Annotated in this window: 16 protein-coding genes; 14 read left to right on the top strand and 2 right to left on the bottom strand. The window is 69.8% G+C overall.

Features of this window, described 5'->3' with window-relative positions:
* Nucleotides 1–305 precede the first annotated feature (305 nt).
* Nucleotides 306–818: a Ros/MucR family transcriptional regulator gene (locus EO081_RS02200; protein ID WP_129340308.1), complete on the top strand. Its 513-nt coding sequence runs from the start codon at nt 306–308 to the stop codon at nt 816–818.
* Nucleotides 819–822: 4 nt separating this feature from the next.
* Here EO081_RS02200 and EO081_RS02195 read toward each other — a convergent pair whose 3' ends face one another.
* Nucleotides 823–1,419, bottom strand: coding sequence for an alpha-ketoglutarate-dependent dioxygenase AlkB (locus EO081_RS02195; RefSeq protein ID WP_129340307.1), 597 nt, complete (start codon nt 1,417–1,419; stop codon nt 823–825).
* 88 nt (nt 1,420–1,507) lie between these two features.
* Here EO081_RS02195 and EO081_RS02190 point away from each other — a divergent pair, with 88 nt between their 5' ends.
* The 10 genes from EO081_RS02190 (at nt 1,508) to EO081_RS02145 (ending at nt 15,120) form a co-directional block, all read left to right on the top strand.
* Entirely contained in the window at nt 1,508–2,011 is a 504-nt protein-coding gene (locus EO081_RS02190) for a chemotaxis protein CheW (protein WP_129340306.1), read from the top strand.
* The gene (locus tag EO081_RS02185; RefSeq protein WP_206364338.1) at nt 2,008–3,423 is read left to right on the top strand and encodes a CheR family methyltransferase; all 1,416 of its coding nucleotides are present in this window, start codon (nt 2,008–2,010) and stop codon (nt 3,421–3,423) included. Before EO081_RS02190 ends, EO081_RS02185 begins: the two co-directional genes overlap by 4 nt.
* A complete protein-coding gene (locus tag EO081_RS02180) occupies nt 3,420–3,956 on the top strand; it encodes a chemotaxis protein CheW (protein WP_129340305.1) in 537 nt (178 codons plus the stop codon). The genes EO081_RS02185 and EO081_RS02180 overlap by 4 nt, the downstream gene beginning before the upstream one ends.
* Before the next feature lie 4 nt (nt 3,957–3,960).
* Entirely contained in the window at nt 3,961–5,616 is a 1,656-nt protein-coding gene (locus tag EO081_RS02175) for a methyl-accepting chemotaxis protein (RefSeq protein WP_129340304.1), read from the top strand.
* A 10-nt stretch (nt 5,617–5,626) separates the two neighbouring features.
* On the top strand, nt 5,627–7,642 hold the full coding sequence (locus tag EO081_RS02170; RefSeq protein ID WP_129340303.1) for a hybrid sensor histidine kinase/response regulator: 2,016 nt from the start codon (nt 5,627–5,629) through the stop codon (nt 7,640–7,642).
* A 3-nt stretch (nt 7,643–7,645) separates the two neighbouring features.
* Nucleotides 7,646–8,689 carry a chemotaxis protein CheB gene (locus tag EO081_RS02165; protein ID WP_206364337.1) on the top strand — a complete coding sequence of 348 codons (1,044 nt, stop codon included), beginning with the start codon at nt 7,646–7,648 and terminating at the stop codon, nt 8,687–8,689.
* Nucleotides 8,686–10,350: an ATP-binding protein gene (locus EO081_RS02160; RefSeq protein WP_129340302.1), complete on the top strand. Its 1,665-nt coding sequence runs from the start codon at nt 8,686–8,688 to the stop codon at nt 10,348–10,350. Before EO081_RS02165 ends, EO081_RS02160 begins: the two co-directional genes overlap by 4 nt.
* Entirely contained in the window at nt 10,347–12,161 is a 1,815-nt protein-coding gene (locus tag EO081_RS02155; RefSeq protein WP_129340301.1) for a response regulator, read from the top strand. Before EO081_RS02160 ends, EO081_RS02155 begins: the two co-directional genes overlap by 4 nt.
* Before the next feature lie 141 nt (nt 12,162–12,302).
* Nucleotides 12,303–12,998: a murein L,D-transpeptidase catalytic domain family protein gene (locus EO081_RS02150; RefSeq protein WP_129340300.1), complete on the top strand. Its 696-nt coding sequence runs from the start codon at nt 12,303–12,305 to the stop codon at nt 12,996–12,998.
* A gap of 70 nt (nt 12,999–13,068) precedes the next feature.
* A complete protein-coding gene (locus EO081_RS02145; RefSeq protein ID WP_129340299.1) occupies nt 13,069–15,120 on the top strand; it encodes an NAD(+) synthase in 2,052 nt (683 codons plus the stop codon).
* Between the two features lie 218 nt (nt 15,121–15,338).
* Here the strand turns inward: EO081_RS02145 and EO081_RS02140 are convergent, their stop codons facing one another.
* Nucleotides 15,339–16,199 carry an oxygenase MpaB family protein gene (locus EO081_RS02140; RefSeq protein ID WP_129340298.1) on the bottom strand — a complete coding sequence of 287 codons (861 nt, stop codon included), beginning with the start codon at nt 16,197–16,199 and terminating at the stop codon, nt 15,339–15,341.
* A 142-nt stretch (nt 16,200–16,341) separates the two neighbouring features.
* Between EO081_RS02140 and EO081_RS02135 the strand changes: the two genes are divergently transcribed.
* Genes EO081_RS02135 through fghA form a run of 3 tightly spaced genes read left to right on the top strand, consistent with a single transcriptional unit; the run spans nt 16,342 to nt 18,691 of the window.
* Nucleotides 16,342–17,454 carry an S-(hydroxymethyl)glutathione dehydrogenase/class III alcohol dehydrogenase gene (locus tag EO081_RS02135; RefSeq protein ID WP_129340297.1) on the top strand — a complete coding sequence of 371 codons (1,113 nt, stop codon included), beginning with the start codon at nt 16,342–16,344 and terminating at the stop codon, nt 17,452–17,454.
* Entirely contained in the window at nt 17,454–17,837 is a 384-nt protein-coding gene (locus tag EO081_RS02130; protein WP_129340296.1) for a VOC family protein, read from the top strand. The genes EO081_RS02135 and EO081_RS02130 overlap by 1 nt, the downstream gene beginning before the upstream one ends.
* Nucleotides 17,838–17,851: 14 nt before the next feature.
* Nucleotides 17,852–18,691 carry an S-formylglutathione hydrolase gene (gene fghA / locus EO081_RS02125; protein WP_129340295.1) on the top strand — a complete coding sequence of 280 codons (840 nt, stop codon included), beginning with the start codon at nt 17,852–17,854 and terminating at the stop codon, nt 18,689–18,691.
* Nucleotides 18,692–18,824 lie beyond the last annotated feature (133 nt).

The following is an 18,824-nucleotide window of genomic DNA, read 5'->3' as shown; positions in this document are numbered from 1 at the left end:
GATGCCAGGACAAGGGTAGGCCGCGACTTCGCCGGGGAGCGGAATTGCTTCGCGGATGCTTCGCCGTCCGCCTTTCGACCGCTGCGCAACTTACCGGTTCGGAGAAATGCGACGATCGGCATTGTTAATCGGTAATAAATCCTCTCTTTCTATGGAACGCGAGTAGCTTAGACTGGTTCAGCCCGTACGCGATGCTGCCCCGGCACTTTGGCTCCGAAGCCCGAGGGTGTGGCTGGCAACACCCTGGAAAGTTGACGCGCTGCACGGAAAGTTCCAAGGGCGCGCCCATGAACGGAGGAATCAAGATGGCCGAAGACGTTTCCGAATTGAACGCGGTGGAACTCGCAACCGAGCTCACCATCGCCTGGCTCAATAATGCGAACAATCGCGTGTCGGCCGAAGATGTGCCGACTTTCCTCCAGACGATGCACGCAACCGTTGTCGGGCTGAGCGGCGGCGCATCTTCGGAGCCGGCGGAGACGACTCCGGCGGAAGATTACACGCCGGCCGTCTCGGTGCGGAAGTCGCTCGCGTCGAAGGATCACATCATTTCGATGATCGACGGCAAGCCGTACAAGACGCTGCGCCGCCATCTGGCAGGCCACGGCCTGACGCCGGAGCAGTATCGCGAGCGCTACAACCTGAAGTCCGACTATCCGATGGTCGCGGAGAATTATTCGCAGAGCCGTCGCGACATGGCCAAGCGCATCGGCCTCGGCCGCAAGCCGCGCAGCGGCGGCGACGACGCCGCAGCGGCGGAAGCGCCTGCCGCCCCGAAGCGCCGTGGCCGCAAGCCCAAGGACGCGGCCGCGGAATAACCCTTCAGCCCTGGGCCAGCGCCGCCGCGCGCCGGCCCAGGGCCGACAGGCTGCGGAAGGTGACCGACCAGCGCGTGCGCTCCATCGCCGCGATTCCATGCTCCCACGCGTGCCGCGCCTCGCCGCAGAGGTGGTAGATGGATCGCGGCGCCAGCGGCAGGCTGCGGCGGTCGAAGCCCGTGTCGGCGCGCCGCCGCAGGCGCAGGACGGCCGGCTTCCCCAGCGAAATCCCTACGACATGCTCGAACATCGGCCGGTCGCGATGCCAGCCGATCCCCGCCCCCGGGTCATAGCGGATGAGCAACGCCTGCTCGAGCTCGGCGGCCGGAATGTCCGCGAACCGCGCTGCGCGCTCCCGCAACGGCGACAGGAACTCCGGGATCGGCGCGCCCGGCGCGATCCGCCCCCGGTCGAAGTCGTAGCTCCAGCCAAAGGATGTCGTCAGCCGCTTGCCCGTCCAGCCCTGGAAGCGGAACGGCGTCAGCTCGCACGCGTCGATCGCCTCGACCAGCGCCGCTTCCTCCGCAGCGTCGAGCACGTCTTCGCCATAGGAGAGGCCCGGCAGCAGCGGGGTTCCGAACAGGTCTAGCTGGGCGGCCATCCCGCTCCAGATAGGAAGCACGCGCCGCCCCCGAAAGGCGCGCGTGGCGGGGAGACGGACCGGAAAGCCGGCGCTATAGAAGTCCGCGATGCCCAATCGTGCCCCCGATCCGCTGCTGCTGTTTCGTGCCGGTGACCACCGGCTCGCGATCCCGGCGCGGGACGTGCGCGAGGTGCTGCCGCTGCTTCCAATCGCACGGCCGCCGACGCTGCCCCGCCCCCTCGCCGGCTTCGTCGACGTCCGGGGCGAGACGCTGCCCGTCCTCGCGCCGGCACTTCTGTTCGACGGCGGCTCGGCGCTGGGCACCCTGGACCTGTTCTCCCATCTAATCCGGCCGCATGGCCCCGCTGCCACCATGCCGTGCCTGCTGGTCGATCGGGTCGAGGATATGGTCCTGCCCGACGCCGACGCCATCCGTTCGGTGGAAGCCGAGGCGAGCCACAATGGCGCGATCCTGGCGGAGGTGGCGTTGCCCGACGGCCCCGCACATCTGCTGTCGCTCGCCCGGCTCCTGAGCGAAGCGGAGCGCGAGCGGCTGACGGCGTTGGCGGCGCAGGCAGAGGCGCGCGCCGCCGACTGGGCGATCGGGTGAGCCTGGCCACGCAGCGCCACGCGTTGCCGTCCGCGCCCGTCGACGATCCCGCCTTTGCCGGCATCAAGGCGCGGATCGTCGAGCGTACCGGCCACCATTATTACGTCGACAAGGACGACCAGCTGTTCGAGCACATCGCGCGCCGCATGGTCGCGAACGATATCGACACGCTGGCGGAATACGCGGCTCGGCTGGCGGACCCGGGCGCGGCGGCCGCGGAATGGCGCGCGCTCGAAAGCGCGATCACGATCAACGAGACGTTCTTCTTCCGCTTCGCCGAGCAGTTCGACGTGCTGCGCCGTTGCGTGCTGCCGAAGCTGTTGCAGGAGCGGCGGACGAAGCGCCAGCTTCGCATCTGGAGCGTCGGCTGCTCCACGGGCGCGGAGGCGCATTCGGTCTCGATCCTGTTGCGCGACCTGCTCGGCGACGCCGTCGCCGACTGGAAGATCGGCATCACCGGCACGGACATCGACGATGCCGCGATCGCCACCGCGCGCGAGGCGCGCTACACGTCCTGGGCGCTGCGCACCCTGGGAGAGGCGGAGCGCGAACGGCTGTTCGACCGCGAAGGGGACCGTTGGCGACTGAAGGCGCGCTACCGCGGCCTCGCCCGGTTCGAGCATGCGAACATGATGGCGCTGCTGGACGACGACGCGCCGCTGCAGTTCAGCGAGTTCGACATCATCCTGTGCCGCAACGTCCTGATCTATTTCCGCAGCGACGTCGCCAAGCAGCTGGTCGGCGCCCTGGTGCGCCGGCTCGCGCCCACCGGGCTGCTCTTCATCGGCCATGCCGAGCCAAACCCGGAATTCGCGGACGTGGCACGGCCGGTGCTGGTCGATGGCGTCCTCGGCTATGCCCGGCCCGACGCGCCTGCGGAGCTTCCCGCAGCCGCGCCGCCACCGCCGCCGCCGCTCGCATCCCCTGCCCCGCCGCACGTGGCGCCGGCCAGGGCGGCGTTGCCGGTGAGCCCGGCGCCGCAGCCTGCCCCGCCCCGGCCGATCCCGCCCGCGCCCAAACCCGCCGCAGCCGGAGAAGTGCGCACTGCGCTTTCCCGCGGCGACGCGGGCCAGGCTCTCGAACTGGCGGAACAGGAGGCGCTCGCCACCCCGCGCGATCCGGTTGCCCATTATCTCGCGGCCCTCGGCGCGCTGGCTCTGGGCGACGGCGTTCGTGCAGAGCGGGGATTTCGCAGCGCGCTATATCTCGATAACGGGTTCGCGATGGCGCACTATCTGCTTGGCCGACATCTTCTGGCGCACGGGCGCGATGCCGAGGGCAGCCGTGCGCTTCGCAATGCCGCCCGGGCAGCCGCCGGAATGCCGGAGGACGCCGAGTTGCCGGAGGGCGACGGCATGACCGCCGGCAACCTGGTCGCCGCCGTACGCGCCACGCTGGGAGGCGCCGCATGAGCATGCCGGGCGACCTTCGCGTCGCAGCCCCCTTCCTCGATGCCGAGGCGGTGGCAGCCGTGCTCGCAGAGCGCCAGCGCGCACTCGCCCCGCCAGAGGCCGCCGATCAGCGTGCACGCACCCGCGTCCTCACCTGGACCTTGGGTGACGAAGCCTATGCCACCCCGCTGGCGGATCTCTTCGAGGTCGCGGCGATCCCGCGCGTGACCGCCGTTCCGGGCGCACCGGCGGCTCTGGTGGGCCTGATCGCCTGGCGCGGTGCCGTCCTCAACCTCTTCGATCCGGCCGTGGCGCTCCGCCTGGCCGCCCCCGAGGAGCCCGGCCGCGCGATGCTGGTGCTGCGCCACGCAGCGCCGCGCATCGCGCTCCAAGTTTCCGCCATCACCGCAGCCGCCGCAGTCGTCGATCGCGGCGCCACCGGTGGCGACACCCTCACCCGCTTCGTCGAAGCAGACGACGGCCAGCGCCTGGCCGTCGTCGACACTGCGCTGCTGATCCAGCGGCTGCTCGCCCGTCCCCTGCAGGAAGGATAAAGCCTTGTCGGTTTCCACTCGGATCGTTGCCGGGTTCGGCATCATCACGGCCATTCTGGTCGCGCTGGGCCTCTACTCGCTCCAGCAGGTGGGCGTGGTCCGCTCGAACGTCGACCGGATCGTCCAGCGCGACTATGCCGCGATCCTCGAAGTCGACGAGATCGCCCGCGCCGAAGCCCGCATGCGCGAGGCACGGCTGATGGCCGTGATGCACGCGATGCGCAGCGGCCGCGGTGCCCCGAGCGACATCGCCGACTGGCAGGCGCGCGCCAACGGCACCGCAGCCGCGCTCGCGAAGCTGACCGCAACCGCGGAGAAGAACCGCGAAACCGCGATCAACCAGGGGCGCATCGAACAATGGCGCCAGCTGTCCGAGGGCGCTCAGGCCGTGCAGGCATCGTTCGACCGCCTGCGCCCGGCAAGCGCGCGCCAGCTGGAGATGCTGGAAAGCGGCAATATCGACGGCGCGGTCGAAGCCGGCGAGGAGATCGACCGTCACCATGCCGCACTCGCGCAGAGCCTCGCCCAGGTCCGCACGATCGTCAGCAACACGATCGAGGTCGGACGACGCGCAACCCAGGATGTCTACGAAAGCACGCGCACGTCGATCCTGATCGGGCTGCTGATCGCGATCGCGATCAGCGTCGTGGTGGCCTTCACGATCCGCCGTTCGATCACCGGCCCGCTGAACGATTTCATGAGCTTCGCCGGCCGCATTGGCGAAGGCGACCTGTCGGGCGAGACGCGGATCACGGGTGCCGACGAACTCGGGCAGCTGGGCGTGACCCTGAACACCATGGTGGTCGGCCTGCGCGAGATCGCGCGCCAGAGCCGGGCCGCGACCGAGGACCTGAACGCGGCCGCGACGGAGATCCGTGCCTCGACCCAGGAGCAGGCCGCGTCGGTCGAGGAACAGCTCGCCGCCGTGCAGGAGACCGCGGCCACGGTGGACGAGATCACCCACTCGGGCGCCCAGATCACGCTGCGCGCGCAGGAAGTCATCGCCGCCGCCCAGGCGACCGCCCAGACCAGCGACACCGGCCGCACCGCGGTCCACGACACCGCCCGTGCGATGGACGCGATCCGCGAGCAGGCGGAGGCGGTCGCCGGCAACATCGTCGCCCTGTCGGAAAAGACGCAGACCATCGGCGACATCATCGCAACCGTGAACGACGTGTCGGAACGCTCGCACCTCCTCGCCCTCAACGCCTCGATCGAGGCGGCGGCGGCCGGCGAGCAGGGCCGCAGCTTCGCGATCGTCGCGGCCGAGATGAAGACGCTGGCCGATCAGGCCAAGTCCGCGACCCGCAACGTCCGCTCGATCCTGGGCGACATCCAGCGCGGCATCAACGCCTCGGTCATGCTGACGGAGGAAGCGGTGAAGCGCGTCGCGTCGGGCAAGGAGCGCACCGACGCCAGCCAGTCGGCGATCAACGAGCTCGCCACGCGGGTGCAGGAGAATGTCCACACCTTCCAGCAGATCGTCGCCTCCACCAACCAGCAGCAGATCGGCATCGAGCAGGTGACGATCGCGCTGCAGAACATCCGCCAGGCGAGCCAGCAGACCGCGGCCAGCACCCGCCAGCTCGACCAGGCGGCGGGCGACCTCACCCAGCTGTCGCGAACGCTGGTGGGCCTGACCGAACGCTATCGCGTCTGAGGACGGGCGGGTGGACGAACTCCGCGCAGAACTGCTCGCGGCCTTCGCCGCCGAGCTTGCCGAGCACATGGCCGGCATCCGCCAGGCTCTTGCGGATGCCGCCGCCGGCCGGCCGGTTGACCTGCGCGAGTTCAGCCGCCGCACCCACAGCCTGAAGGGGGCTGCGCGCGCCGTCGACCTGCCGGCGACCGAAGCGGCCGCTCATGCCGCCGAGACCATCCTGCTCGCCGCCGAGCGCGGGGAACGCACGCTCGACGCCACCACCCTCGCCGAATTGCGCACGCTGGCCGACGCGATCGAGGACGGCGCCCGCAGCGACACCAAGCAAGAGGACGCGCCGGAGGTGGCCGCCCCGGCATCCTCGACGGGGGCGGGCCGCGTGCATGTCGCCGGCCGCCACGTCGAGCGGCTCGCGCGTTCGGTCCACGATCTCGCGAACCACATCTCCGAGCAGGATCGGATCATGGAGATGGTCGAGGTGCTCGGGGCCGAGCTGGCGGACATGCCTGCCACCCAGGACAGCGAGCTTGCCCGCCGCATCGCCCGTCTGGTCGGCAGCACGGAACGGCTGCGCCGCGAGGTCGGACGCCAGCGCTGGGCGCTCGATCGCGCCGCCGCGAACATCGAGCGGGACGCCGAACGCATCCTGCTGCTGCCGGTCGCCACCCTGTTCGAAGGTCATGAGCGCATGGTCCGCGACCTTGCCGCCAGCCAGGGCAAGTTCGCCGAGCTCACCATGGAGCCGATCGAGGCGGAGGCGGATCGCCGCGTGCTCCAGGCGCTGCGCGAGCCGTTGCTCCACCTGCTGCGCAATGCGATCAGCCACGGGATCGAACCGCCGGCGGTGCGCGCCCGGGCGGGCAAGCCGGAGGGTGGCACGATCAGCGTCCTCCCGACCACCGACCGCGGTCGCCTCAACATCGTCATCCGCGACGACGGCGCCGGGCTCGATCCCAAGGCGATCGAGGGGCGCGCGCGGGAGGCGGGGCTGATCGCCGCCGGCGCGCCTACCCCATCCCGCCGCGCCCTCTACGCGCTGCTGTTCGAGCAGGGCTTCTCCACCAGCAGCACGGTGGACGAGGTTTCGGGCCGTGGCATCGGCCTCTCCGTGGTGGCGGAGACGGTGCGTCGGTTGCACGGCCGCGTCCGCATCCTGCCCGGCCGCCCGACGGGCACCGAGATTCGCCTGTCGGTGCCGCTCGCCCTCGCCCGCCAGGCGCTGTTGCTGGTGGAAGCCGGCGGCGCGCGGCATGCCCTCCCCGCGGCCAGCGTCGATCGCGTGCTACGCCTCACCCCCGACGCGTTCGATCGTACCGAGGGCGGTGCGGTGCTGATGCTGGAGGACGAGGCGGTGCCGGTGGCCGAACTGGCCGACCTCCTCGGCCTGCCGGCTTCCGAAGCGCCCGACGGCGCTCGGCCTGCAGTAGTGATCGAGGGCTCCGACCAGCGGCGCGTGCTGCTGGTCGACGCGCTCGACGACGTCCGCTCGCTGGTGGTGGGCGATCCGACCGCGGTTGCGGCCGACCTGCCGCTGATCTGGGGAACGGTGCTGCTGGAGGATGGCATCGCGCTCGTGCTGGAGCCCGAGACGCTGCTCGCCGCGGACTCATCCGGCCCCCGCCGCCGTCCGCGCATCGCGCCTGCGACCCGGCCGGTGCAGCGCACGGTGCTCGTCGTCGACGATTCGATCACCACCCGCACCCTCGAAAAGAGCATCCTGGAAGCGCAGGGTTACCGCGTCCTGATCGCGGTCGACGGCCTCGCCGGGCTGGAGCAGTTGCGCGCCGGGATCGAGCCGATCGACCTGGTGGTGGCAGACGTGGAGATGCCGCGCATGGACGGTTTCGGATTGCTGACGGCAATACGGAACGATCCGGCCCTGCAAGCGCTTCCCGTCGTCATGATGACATCGCGCAACAGCCCGGACGATATCGAGCGTGGACTCCAGCTGGGTGCGAATGCCTATGTGACGAAGCAGGAGTTCGACCAGGGGACGCTGATCTCCGTCGTGCAGCAGCTGGTCTGACCCATGGCAACGCGCCCGATCCGCGTCATGATCGTCGAGGACTCGCTCGTCGTTCGCACCCTGCTCACGCACATCATCGCAGGCGACCCCCGGCTTGAAGTGGTGGCCGCCGTCGCGAGCGCCGAAGAGGCGCTGGCGCAACTGGCGGCGATCCGCCCCGACGTGATCTCGATGGACATCCGCCTCCCCGGCATGGACGGGCTGGAGGCGACGCGCCAGATCATGGCCGACCAGCCGACGCCCATCGTCGTCATCTCCGCCAGCTTCGATCGCACGCAGCTCAACCCGACGATGGATGCGCTGCGTGCCGGCGCGCTTGCCGCCGTGGAGAAGCCGGTCGGGGTCGCCGATCCCGAATATCGCACCATCGCCGCCGAAATCCGCACCCAGCTCGTCATCATGAGCCAGGTGGCCGTGGTCCGCCGACGCATGCGCACGCCGCTTGCCGGCACGCCGACCGCCGGGCGGCCGCGCATCGCGCCGCGAATGCTGTTGTGCGCCGCCTCCACCGGCGGCCCTCAGGCGCTGGCCAAGCTGTTCAACAGCCTTCCCGCCGACCTGTCGCTGCCGGTGCTGCTGGTCCAGCACATGGGCGGCGCCTTCATGGACGGGTTCGCCAACTGGCTGGACAGCGTCGTGCCGCAGCGGGTCGAACTCGCCCGCGCCGCCGTCCTGCCCCAGCCGGGCACCATCTATGTGGCGCCTGGCGACCGGCACCTGACCCTGATGCCTTCGGGCAAGCTGGGGCTGTCGGAGGCGCCGCCCGTCGGCGGCCAGCGGCCGGCCGCGACCGTGTTGTTTACCAGCGCCGCGGCTGCGCTCGATGGTGCCGCGCTCGCCGTCGTCCTGACCGGCATGGGAGAGGACGGGGCTGCGGGCGTCCGCCAGCTGGTCGACGCAGGTGGTGCCGCGATCGCGGAGCATGAGAGCACGGCAGTGGTGAACGGCATGCCGGCCGCCGCGGTGCGCCAGGGCGCGCTGGCGTTGCCGCTCGATCTGATCGGCCCCCATGTGAAGCGGATCCTGGCGCGCGAGGTCGTGCAGTGAGCGAAGACGCGTCGCCGCACCTGTTGCTGGTCGAGGATTCGGATACCCAGGCGCTGGTCTTCCGGCGAACGCTGGAGGGCTTCGGCTTCACCGTCGACCGAACCCGTACGGCGGAGGACGCGCTGGTCAGCCTCAACGAGGCGCTGCCCGACCTTCTCGTGGTCGACTACCGCCTGCCCGGCATGAACGGTGACGAGCTGGTGCGGATCCTGCGCCAGACGGGCCACACCCGCACGCTGCCGATCATCATGCTCACCAGCGACGAGGCGAGCGAGGTGGAGCGCCAGGGGCTCGACAGCGGCGCCAACGCTTATGTGCCCAAGGCGAGCGGGCCGCAGCTGCTGGTGTCGCGCATGCGCTCGCTGCTCCGCCAGCGGCGCGCCATCCCCGGCCACAGCGCGGCAGGCGGCTTTCGCCAGGCACGGCTGCTGGTGGCGGTGGCGGACCCGATCTACCGCGACTGGCTGCGCGGGCTGCTGACCGGCGACGGCCATGCGGTCAGTGTCGCGGGAGACGAGCAGGCGATGCTCGCCGCGGTCGCGGAGGAGGAGTTCGACGGCGTCCTCGTCGGCTCCGCGCCCGACGGCGAAGACCCGTTCGCTTGGGTCCGCGCGCTGGACCGGCAGCGACAGGCGGACAACGCCGGGTTCGAGATCGCCGCCCTCGCCGAGATCGCGGATCCCGCACAGACGCTTGCCGGGCTCGGCGCGGGTGCCGACGACGTGCTTCCCAGCCGGGACGAGCGCGACATGCTCCTCGTGCGGGTGCGCTCGATCCTCCGCCGCAAGCTTGCCCGCGACGACGAGGCGGCAGGCGCCGCCCGCGAGCGGGAGCGCGAGCTGGCGCTCGCCCATGCACGCGCGCAGGCGGAGGCGAGCGATGCCCTCGCTGCCGCCAACCGCGATTTGGAGGCCGCGAACGCCCAGCTGCGCGAGACCCAGGCACAGCTGGTCCAGTCCGCGAAGATGGCGTCGCTGGGCGAGCTGGTCGCGGGCATCGCGCACGAGATCAACAACCCGCTCGCCTTCATCCTCGCCCACCACTCCACCGTGGAGCGCGCGGTGCAGGACGCGGCGACGGCCGAGGGCGACGCCCGCGCGAAGCGGCTCTCCAAGGCCGCGGAACGCCTGGGTTCGATCCGCACCGGGCTGGTGCGCATCCAGGATCTGGTGGTGAAGCTTCGCCGCTTCTCGCGCCTCGACGACGGCGAATGGTCACTGGTCGACATCCCGGAGGCGATCGATTCGGTGCTGACGCTGCTCCAGCCGAAGATTCCCGCCACCGTCATGATCGAGCGGCGCTACGGCCCCGTCCGCACGCTCGAAAGCTCGCCCGCGCTGGTCAACCAGGTGGTGATGAACATCATCTCGAACGCGGTCGACGCAGTCGACCCCGCCAGCGGCCGGATCGTCATCGAGACCTCGACGAACCACGACCGCTTCTTCATCGCGATCACCGACAACGGACCCGGCATCCCGCCGGAGGTCCGGGAGCGGGTGTTCGAACCCTTCTTCACCACCAAGGACGTGGGCTCCGGCACGGGCCTGGGCCTCGCGATCGCCTATGGCGTCGTGCGGTCGCACGGTGGCGAGATCACGATCGATTCGGGCGACGAAGGTGGCGCCCGCTTCCTCTTGGCGGTACCCCTGCATCGACAATGACCGATTTCAACGATTCCGAATTGCCCAAGGTTCTGGTCGTCGACGACGAGCAGGAGATCCTCGTCGCGCTGGAGGACCTGCTGGAGGACCGCTACCGGCTGCTGTCCTCCACCTCTCCCGTGGCGGCGCTCGAGATCGTGAAGGCCAACCCGGACCTGGCGGTGATCATCTCCGACCAGCGAATGCCGGAGATGCCGGGCAACGTGTTCCTCGCCCGCGCGCGCCCCTACACCGACGCCGACGCGATCCTGCTCACCGGCTATGCAGACCTGTCGGCGGTCGTGTCCGCCGTCAACGAAGGCGCGATCAGCGGCTATGCCGCCAAGCCGTGGGAGCCGGAGGCGCTGCGGGCGATGGTCGCCGCCGCCGCCGAGCGGCAGCAGCTGCGCGCTGCGCTCCGCTTCGAACAATCCGCCTTCCTGGGCCTGATGCAGGCGTCGGCCGACCAGATCTCCGTGCTCGACCGGCACCATCGCCTGATCCGCGGCAACCACGACCGTGCCGAGAACGCGACGGCGGGCGATGCGCGCGACAAGGATGAGGCGGCGCTCGCCAGCGGCAGCTACTCGGAGGAGGATCTGCAGAGCGGCGGCGAGGATGAGGACGAGCGCTGGACCCGCGTCCGCCGGATCCCCTTCGGTGCGAGCGACAGCGACCGCCACCTGCTCAAGATCGAATCGGACGAGACGGACCGTCGCCTCGCCGCCCGCCGCCTCCACCAGGCCGAGAAGCTCCAGGCGCTCGGAACGCTGGCAGGCGGCATCGCGCATGACTTCAACAACCTGCTCGCTGCCATCCTTGGTAACCTCGAACTCGCCGAACGCTCGCTGGACAAGCCGGATCGGCTCACCCGCTTCCTCGCCAACGCGCGCTCGGCTGCCGGACGCGGCTCGGCGATCACCCGGCGCCTGCTGAGCTTCAGCCGCCAGCGCGACCTCGCCGCCGAGACCTTCCGCCCGGACGCGGCGATCCGCGACCTGGAGGAGCTTGTCGCCCGCACCATGGCCGGTCGCGTCTCCCTGGCGCTCGATCTCCAGGGGGACGGTGCGATCCACGCCGATCCGGGTCAGTTCGAGCTCGCGGTCGTCAACCTGTGCATCAACGCGCGCGACGCGATGCCCAACGGCGGGGAGATCGTCATCTCCAGCGCCCGCGCCCCCGCGCCGCCGGAACTGGCGCATGCAGGCGACTGCATCCGCATCGCGGTGCGCGACAATGGTGCCGGTATCCCCGAGCATCTGCGCGACCGCGTGTTCGAACCCTTCTTCACCACCAAGCCGCATGGCGAGGGCACGGGCCTTGGCCTGCCGATGGTCCGCGCCATGGCGGAAGCGTCCGGCGGCACCGTCACGATCGACAGCCGCGTCGGCGAAGGCACGACGGTGACCCTGTGGTTCCCGCGCCTGGAGCCGGTGGAGGCTGCGGCCGCCGTCGCCGCCCAGACGGCGGACACCCCTTCGCTGCGGGTGCTGGCGGTGGAGGACGACGCCGAAGTCCGCGCCGTGCTCGTCGCGCATCTGACGGGTGCCGGGCACCAGGTGATCGAGGCGGACGGCGCCCAGGCGGCGCTGCACGCGCTCGAGAGCGACACCGCGATCGATCTGCTCGTCACGGACTATGCCATGCCGGACATCTCCGGGCTCGATCTCTACCGGGTGGCGAGCGAGCGGCGACCTGGCCTGCCCGCGATCCTCGTGACGGGATTCGCCGATGTGGAGGACGGCAGCGTTCCGCTCCCGGTCCTCACCAAGCCCTTCACCGGCGACCAGCTGAAGGCGACGATCGCGCGCGTTCTGGCCCCGGTCGACTGAGCCGCAAGGGCTTCGGAACGCGACGGCCCGGGCAATCCCCGGGGCGGTTGAACTTGCAGAAAATGGCCCCAGATTAGATACTTGAGAGCGCACGACGGCCCCGATGGGCCGCTGTCCTCACCATCTTCTCTTGGAGGCAGGATGCAGTTTGACGACACCGTTCGCTCGCGCCGCGCAATGCTGGGTTCGATCGCCGCACTCGGCGCCTTTGCCGTGACGCGCAGCACGCTGGGTGGCACCGATCGCCCCGCGCCGCGCGCCGTGCCGACCCCGGTCCGCCAGCGCATCTTTGCCGAGCCGAAGGCCGCCAGCGTCTCCGCGCCCCGCGGCGTGCAGCCTGAATTGTTCGACCGCGCGATTGCGGCGCTCGACGCACATGGCGACACCATCCGCCGCCGTGACCGCATCGCCATCGCCGATTTCGACGCGCCGTCCAGCGAGCACCGCTTCCAGTTCATCGACCTGGAGGACGGGAACGTCACGCGCCTGCTCGTCTCCCACGGCAGCGGCTCCGATCCGGCGCATTCGGGCCGGCTCCAGCGCTTCTCCAACCAGCCGAACTCGAACGCGACCTGCGAGGGCGCCTTCGTCACCGCCGATTACTACGTCGGCAAGCACGGCCGGTCGCAGCGCGTGATCGGCCTCGATTCGACCAACGACAACGCCCGGGATCGCGCGATCGTGATCCACGGCGCCTGGTACGCCAACCCCGACATGCTCAAGACCCACGGCATGCTCGGCCGCAGCCAGGGTTGCTTCGCGGTCGGCGAGCAGGACCTGCCGCAGGTGTTCGCGATGCTGGGCGAAGGCCGGATGATCTACGCCGGCAAGGCGTGATCCGAGGCGAAGCCGCAACGCGCGAAAACGGGTGACGTAGCTTCTCGCCGTCTCGCGCGTTACGCTTCGCATGATGACGCAACACCGCTTCTATTCGATCCACCGGCACGGCCTCATCCGCGTCGGTGCCTGCACCCCGCTCGCCACTGCCGGAGACCCGGCCGCCAATGCCGAGGCGACGATCGCCCTCGCCCGGCAAGGTCACGAGGCCGCGGCGGACCTGCTGGTCTTCCCGGAGCTCAATCTCTCCTCCTATGCCATTGACGACCTGCACCTGCAGGACGCGCTGTGCGATGCGGCCGAGGCGGCGCTCGCGCAGGTGGTGGAGGCCAGCACCGATCTGCGCCCGGTCCTGCTGCTGGGAGCAGCGCTGCGCCGCAACGGCCGGCTCTACAACTGCGCGGTTGCCGTTTCGCGCGGTCGCATCCTGGGCGTCGTCCCCAAGAGCTTCCTTCCCAACTACCGCGAATATTACGAGAAGCGCTGGTTCGCCGAAGGAGCGGGCCTCACCGGGCTGGAGATCGACGTCGCCGGCCAGCGCGCGCCGTTCGGCACCGACCTAATTTTCGCGGCCGAGGACCTGCCCGACTTCGTCTTCCATGCCGAGATCTGCGAGGATTTCTGGGCGCCCACCCCGCCCTCGACCGCGGGCGCGCTCGCGGGTGCGCTGATCCTGTGCAATCTCTCCGCCTCCAACATCGTCGTCGGCAAGGCGCGCGATCGCGAGATGCTGTGCGCCGCCCAGTCCGCACGCGCGGTCGGCGCCTATGTCTACTCCGCCGCCGGTCCAGGCGAGAGCACGACCGACCTGTCGTGGGACGGCCAGGGGCTGGTCTATGAACTGGGCGAGCAGCTCGCCGCCTCGCACCGCTTCGCCAGTGCGGACGCGACCATCTATGCCGACGTCGACGCCGGCCGCATCCGGCTGGAGCGGATGCGCATGGGCACGTTCAACGACGCCGCCGCCGCGTCGGGCCACCCGGAAACCCGCTTCCGCCGCATCGGCTTCGCGCACCAGCCGGACTTCGCCGACGTCGGGCTCAAGCGCCAGGTCCACCGCTTTCCGTTCGTGCCCAGCAATCCCGTGTCGCTGGACGAGGACTGCTACGAGGCGTTCAACATCCAGGTGGAGGCGCTGCGCAAGCGCATCGTCGCGACCGGTGCCAAGCGGCTGGTGATCGGCGTGTCGGGCGGGCTCGACTCCACCCATGCGCTGATCGTCGCGGCCAAGGCGTTCGACCGGCTCGATCGTCCGCGATCCGACATCCTCGGCTTCACCATGCCCGGCTTCGCGACCAGTGAGGGGACCAAGGCCAATGCCTGGACGCTGATGAACGCGCTCGGCATCACCGGGGACGAGATCGACATCCGCCCGGCCGCGCGCCAGATGCTCGCCGACATGGACCACCCCTTCGGGCGCGGCGAGCCGGTCTATGACATCGCGTTCGAAAATGTGCAGGCGGGGCTTCGCACCGACTATCTGTTCCGCCTCGCCAATCAGCGCGAGGGCTTCGTGCTCGGCACCGGCGACCTGTCGGAGCTGGCGCTCGGCTGGTGCACCTATGGCGTCGGCGACCAGATGAGCCACTATGCCGTCAACGCCGGCGTGCCCAAGACGCTGATCCAGTACCTCATCCGCTGGGCCATCCAGACGGACCAGTTCGACGCGTCCACCAACACCGTGCTCGACGCCATCCTCGCGACGGAAATCTCGCCCGAGCTGGTGCCCGCCGGCGACGACGGCCAGCTGCAAAGCACCGAGAGCAAGGTCGGGCCGTACGAGCTGCACGACTTCTTCCTGCACCACATCGTCCGGCAAGGGCTGGCGCCGTCCAAGGTCGCATTCCTCGCCTGGCACGCCTGGAAGGACAGCGAAGGCGGCGCCTGGCCGATCGACTTCCCCGACGCCAAGCGCAACGCCTACGACCTGGAGACGATCGCCCGCTGGCTCGAATCCTTCCTGTGGCGCTTCTTCCAGACCAGCCAGTTCAAGCGCTCGGCGATCCCCAACGGCCCCAAGGTTTCCGGCGGCGGTGCGCTCAGCCCCCGCGGCGATTGGCGCGCGCCTTCGGACGGGGTCGCAAAGCCGTGGGTGGACGAACTTTGCGCGGCGCTGCCGTAAGCCCCGCCATGCTCCTGCGCAGGCAGGAGCCCAGGGTTCCAGGCGCCAGCGGCCGTAGCTCTGCTTGGCCCTGGATCCCTGCCTGCGCCGGGAACCCATGGTCGCCGCGGAATGGCGCCGGATCCTCCCCCCCACCCGGCATGCTGACGGAAGTCAGCATCCATTCGCGCAGCGCACGCGGCTTTGACGAAAAAACTAGCGGCGGGTCAGTTCACCCCTCACGCCCGCCGCGCCTGCGCCTCCGCATTGCGGCCGTTGAGCGCCCAGCGCAGCACGCGCCCTACCCCGCGCGCGCCGGCGCGAACCAGCGGCGCCTCGCCCGGCAGTTCGCGCAGACGGAGCATCGTGCGCGCCCAGGGGGGCAACAGGTCGATCGCGGCGCGCATCGTCAGGTCCCCGAACGGCCGCATCGCCAGGTTCGGCGCCGGCTGCGACAGCAGCGCGTGCAGCACGGTGCGCGTACGATCGTCGAAACGCAGCTGCGGCCGCACATCCATCAGATAGCGGTCGATCTCGCGCCGGCTGGTCGGCACGTCCGTAGCGCCCAGCCGCCGCGCGACCTCGGCATATTCCGCGAAATAACGGTCCTGCTCGGCCGCGGTCAGCGCGGGATTGCGATAGCGGAGATAGCCGGACAGGAACATCCGCACCTCCACCACATGGATCCAGGTCAGCAGCGCCGGGTCGTTGGCGTCATAGGGCGTGCCGTCCGGCAGCGTCCCGTGCACCCGGTCGTGGATCGCCCGCACCCGGCCGATCAGCCGCTCCGCCTCTCCGGTCGCGCCATAGGTGGTGCCGGCGATGAACTGCGCCGTGCGCTTCAGCCGCCCCAGCATGTCGCGCTGGAAGTTGGAATGGTCCCACACACCGGCGAGCGCCAGCGGGTGGAGCATCTGCAGCATCAGCGCCGCCGTCCCGCCGATCATCATCGAGGTGAAGTCGCCGTGGACGCGCCAGCACACCGAAGCAGGGCCGAACAGCCCGTCGTCGCCCGGCGGGCGGCTGAGGTCGATCGCCCCGTCCCCCGCGCCGGTCAGCGCCCGCACCTGCTTCGCAATCGTCTGGCGTACCGTTTCCATGTCGCTCCCAACGCGCCAGCTAGGGCCGCGTGCCCCATAGATAGGGTCGCCGACCCCGATGCGCAGCAGTCCCGCCCTTTGCGCCGTCGCTCGGTTTCGCTATCGCAGGGAAATCCCCCGCCTCTGCATCGCGAGTACCCCCATGAAGACACGCGCCGCCGTCGCTTTCGAAGCGAAGAAGCCGCTGGAGATCGTCGAACTCGATCTCGAAGGCCCGAAGCCGGGCGAGGTGCTGGTCGAGATCATGGCCACCGGCATCTGCCACACCGATGCCTATACGCTCGACGGCCTGGACTCCGAGGGGATCTTCCCGTCTGTGCTGGGCCATGAAGGCGCCGGCATTGTGCGCGAGGTGGGCGCAGGCGTCACCAGCGTGAAGCCGGGCGACCATGTCATCCCGCTCTACACGCCCGAATGCCGCCAGTGTAAGTCGTGCCTGTCGGGCAAGACCAATCTGTGCACGGCGATCCGCGCCACCCAGGGCAAGGGGCTGATGCCGGACGGCACCACCCGCTTCTCCTACAAGGGCCAGCCGATCTTTCACTACATGGGCTGCTCGACCTTCTCGAACTTCACCGTGCTGCCCGAGATCGCCGTCGCCAAGATCCGCGAGGACGCGCCCTTCCAGACCAGCTGCTACATCGGCTGCGGCGTCACCACCGGCGTCGGCGCGGTGGTCAACACCGCCAAGGTGCAGGTCGGCGACAACATCGTCGTGTTCGGGCTGGGCGGCATCGGCCTCAACGTGCTGCAGGGCGCGAAGCTCGCCGGCGCCAACCGGATCATCGGCGTCGACATCAACCCGGACCGCGAGAGCTGGGGCCGCCAGTTCGGCATGACCGACTTCATCGACGGCCGCGGCAAGGATCGCCAGACCGTCATCAACGAGATCCTGGCGCTCACCGACGGTGGCGCCGACTACACCTTCGATTGCACTGGCAATACCGAAGTGATGCGCACCGCGCTGGAGGCATGCCACCGCGGCTGGGGCACCTCGATCATCATCGGCGTGGCCGAGGCGGGTAAGGAAATCAGCACCCGCCCCTTCCAGCTGGTCACCGGCCGCAACTGGCGCGGCACCGCCTTCGGCGGCGCCAAGGGCCGCACCGACGTGCCCAAGATCGTCGACTGGTACATGGACGGCAAGATCGCGATCGACCCGATGATCACCCACGTCCTGTCTCTGGAAGAGATCAACAAGGGCTTCGACCTGATGCACGCAGGCGAGAGCATCCGCAGCGTCGTGGTCTACTGATGTTCAGCCACGTCATGGTGGGCGCCGACGACGTCGCGGCGTCCAAGGCGTTCTACGACGCCGCGCTTGGCGCGCTCGGCATCCCGACGGGCGTGGTCGATGAATGGGGCCGCGTCGTCTACGCGCATGCCGGCGGCCGCTTTCTGGTGACACGGCCGATCGACGGCGAACCCGCGACCTATGCCAATGGCGGCACGATCGGCTTTGCCGCCGCCTCGCCCGAAGCCGCCGATGCCTGGCACGCCGCGGGGCTGGCGAACGGCGGCACGGCCATCGAGAACCCGCCGGGCATCCGCAACGCCACCGGCGGCCGGAGGCTGTACCTCGCCTATCTGCGCGACCCGGCCGGCAACAAGCTCTGCGCCGCGCACCGCATCGCGTGATCGAAAGGCGCTCCATGACACTTGAGACCGTCTCCACCAGCAAGGCACATGGCGGCACCCAGGGCGTGTACCGCCACGCCTCTTCGGCAACGGGCACCCCGATGACCTTTTCGGTCTATGTACCCGCGCACGATCCGGGCGAGCGGCTGCCCGTGCTTTGGTATCTCTCCGGCCTCACCTGCACCCACGCCAATGTGACGGAGAAGGGCGAGTATCGCGCCGCCTGTGCCGAGCACCGCGTGATCTTCATCGCGCCCGACACCTCGCCCCGCGGCGACGGCGTGCCGGATGCGGAAGGCTATGATTTCGGCCAGGGCGCCGGCTTCTACCTCGACGCCACGCAGGCGCCGTGGTCGGCGAACTTCCGCATGCGAACCTATGTCGAGGACGAGCTGCCGGCGCTGATCGCGGCCGAGTTCCCGATGGCGGACATGACGCGCCAATCGATCACCGGCCACTCGATGGGCGGGCATGGAGCGCTCACGATCGGCTTACGCAATCCCGACCGCTTCCGCAGCGTCTCCGCCTTTGCGCCGATCGCCTCGGCGATGCGGTGTTCGTGGGGTGAAAAGGCGCTGACCGGCTATCTCGGCACCAATCTGGCCGCGTGGCGCGTGCACGATGCCTGCGCCCTCATCGCCGACGGCGCGCGCCTGTCCGAACTGCTTGTCGACCAGGGCGACGCCGACGGGTTCCTGGACCAGCTCAAGCCGGAGCTGCTGCGCGAAGCCTGCGCCGCCGCCGGCATCCCGCTCACCCTCCGCATGCAGCCGGGCTACGACCACAGCTATTACTTCATCTCGACCTTCCTGCCCGACCACATCGCCTGGCACGCGGAGCGCCTGCAGGCCTAACCACACCCGTGCTCCCGCGCAGGCAGGAGCCTCGGGCCAAGCAGCACAACGTCCCGTAGCGCTCGGAACCCTGAGCTCCTGCCTGCGCAGGAGCACGGCAGGAACAAGCGACGCCAACCCACTTTACTCCGCC

Source organism: Sphingomonas desiccabilis, assembly GCF_004135605.1.
Classification (GTDB): Bacteria; Pseudomonadota; Alphaproteobacteria; order Sphingomonadales; family Sphingomonadaceae; genus Sphingomonas; species Sphingomonas desiccabilis.
This window is presented reverse-complemented; position numbering and strand designations above follow the sequence as displayed.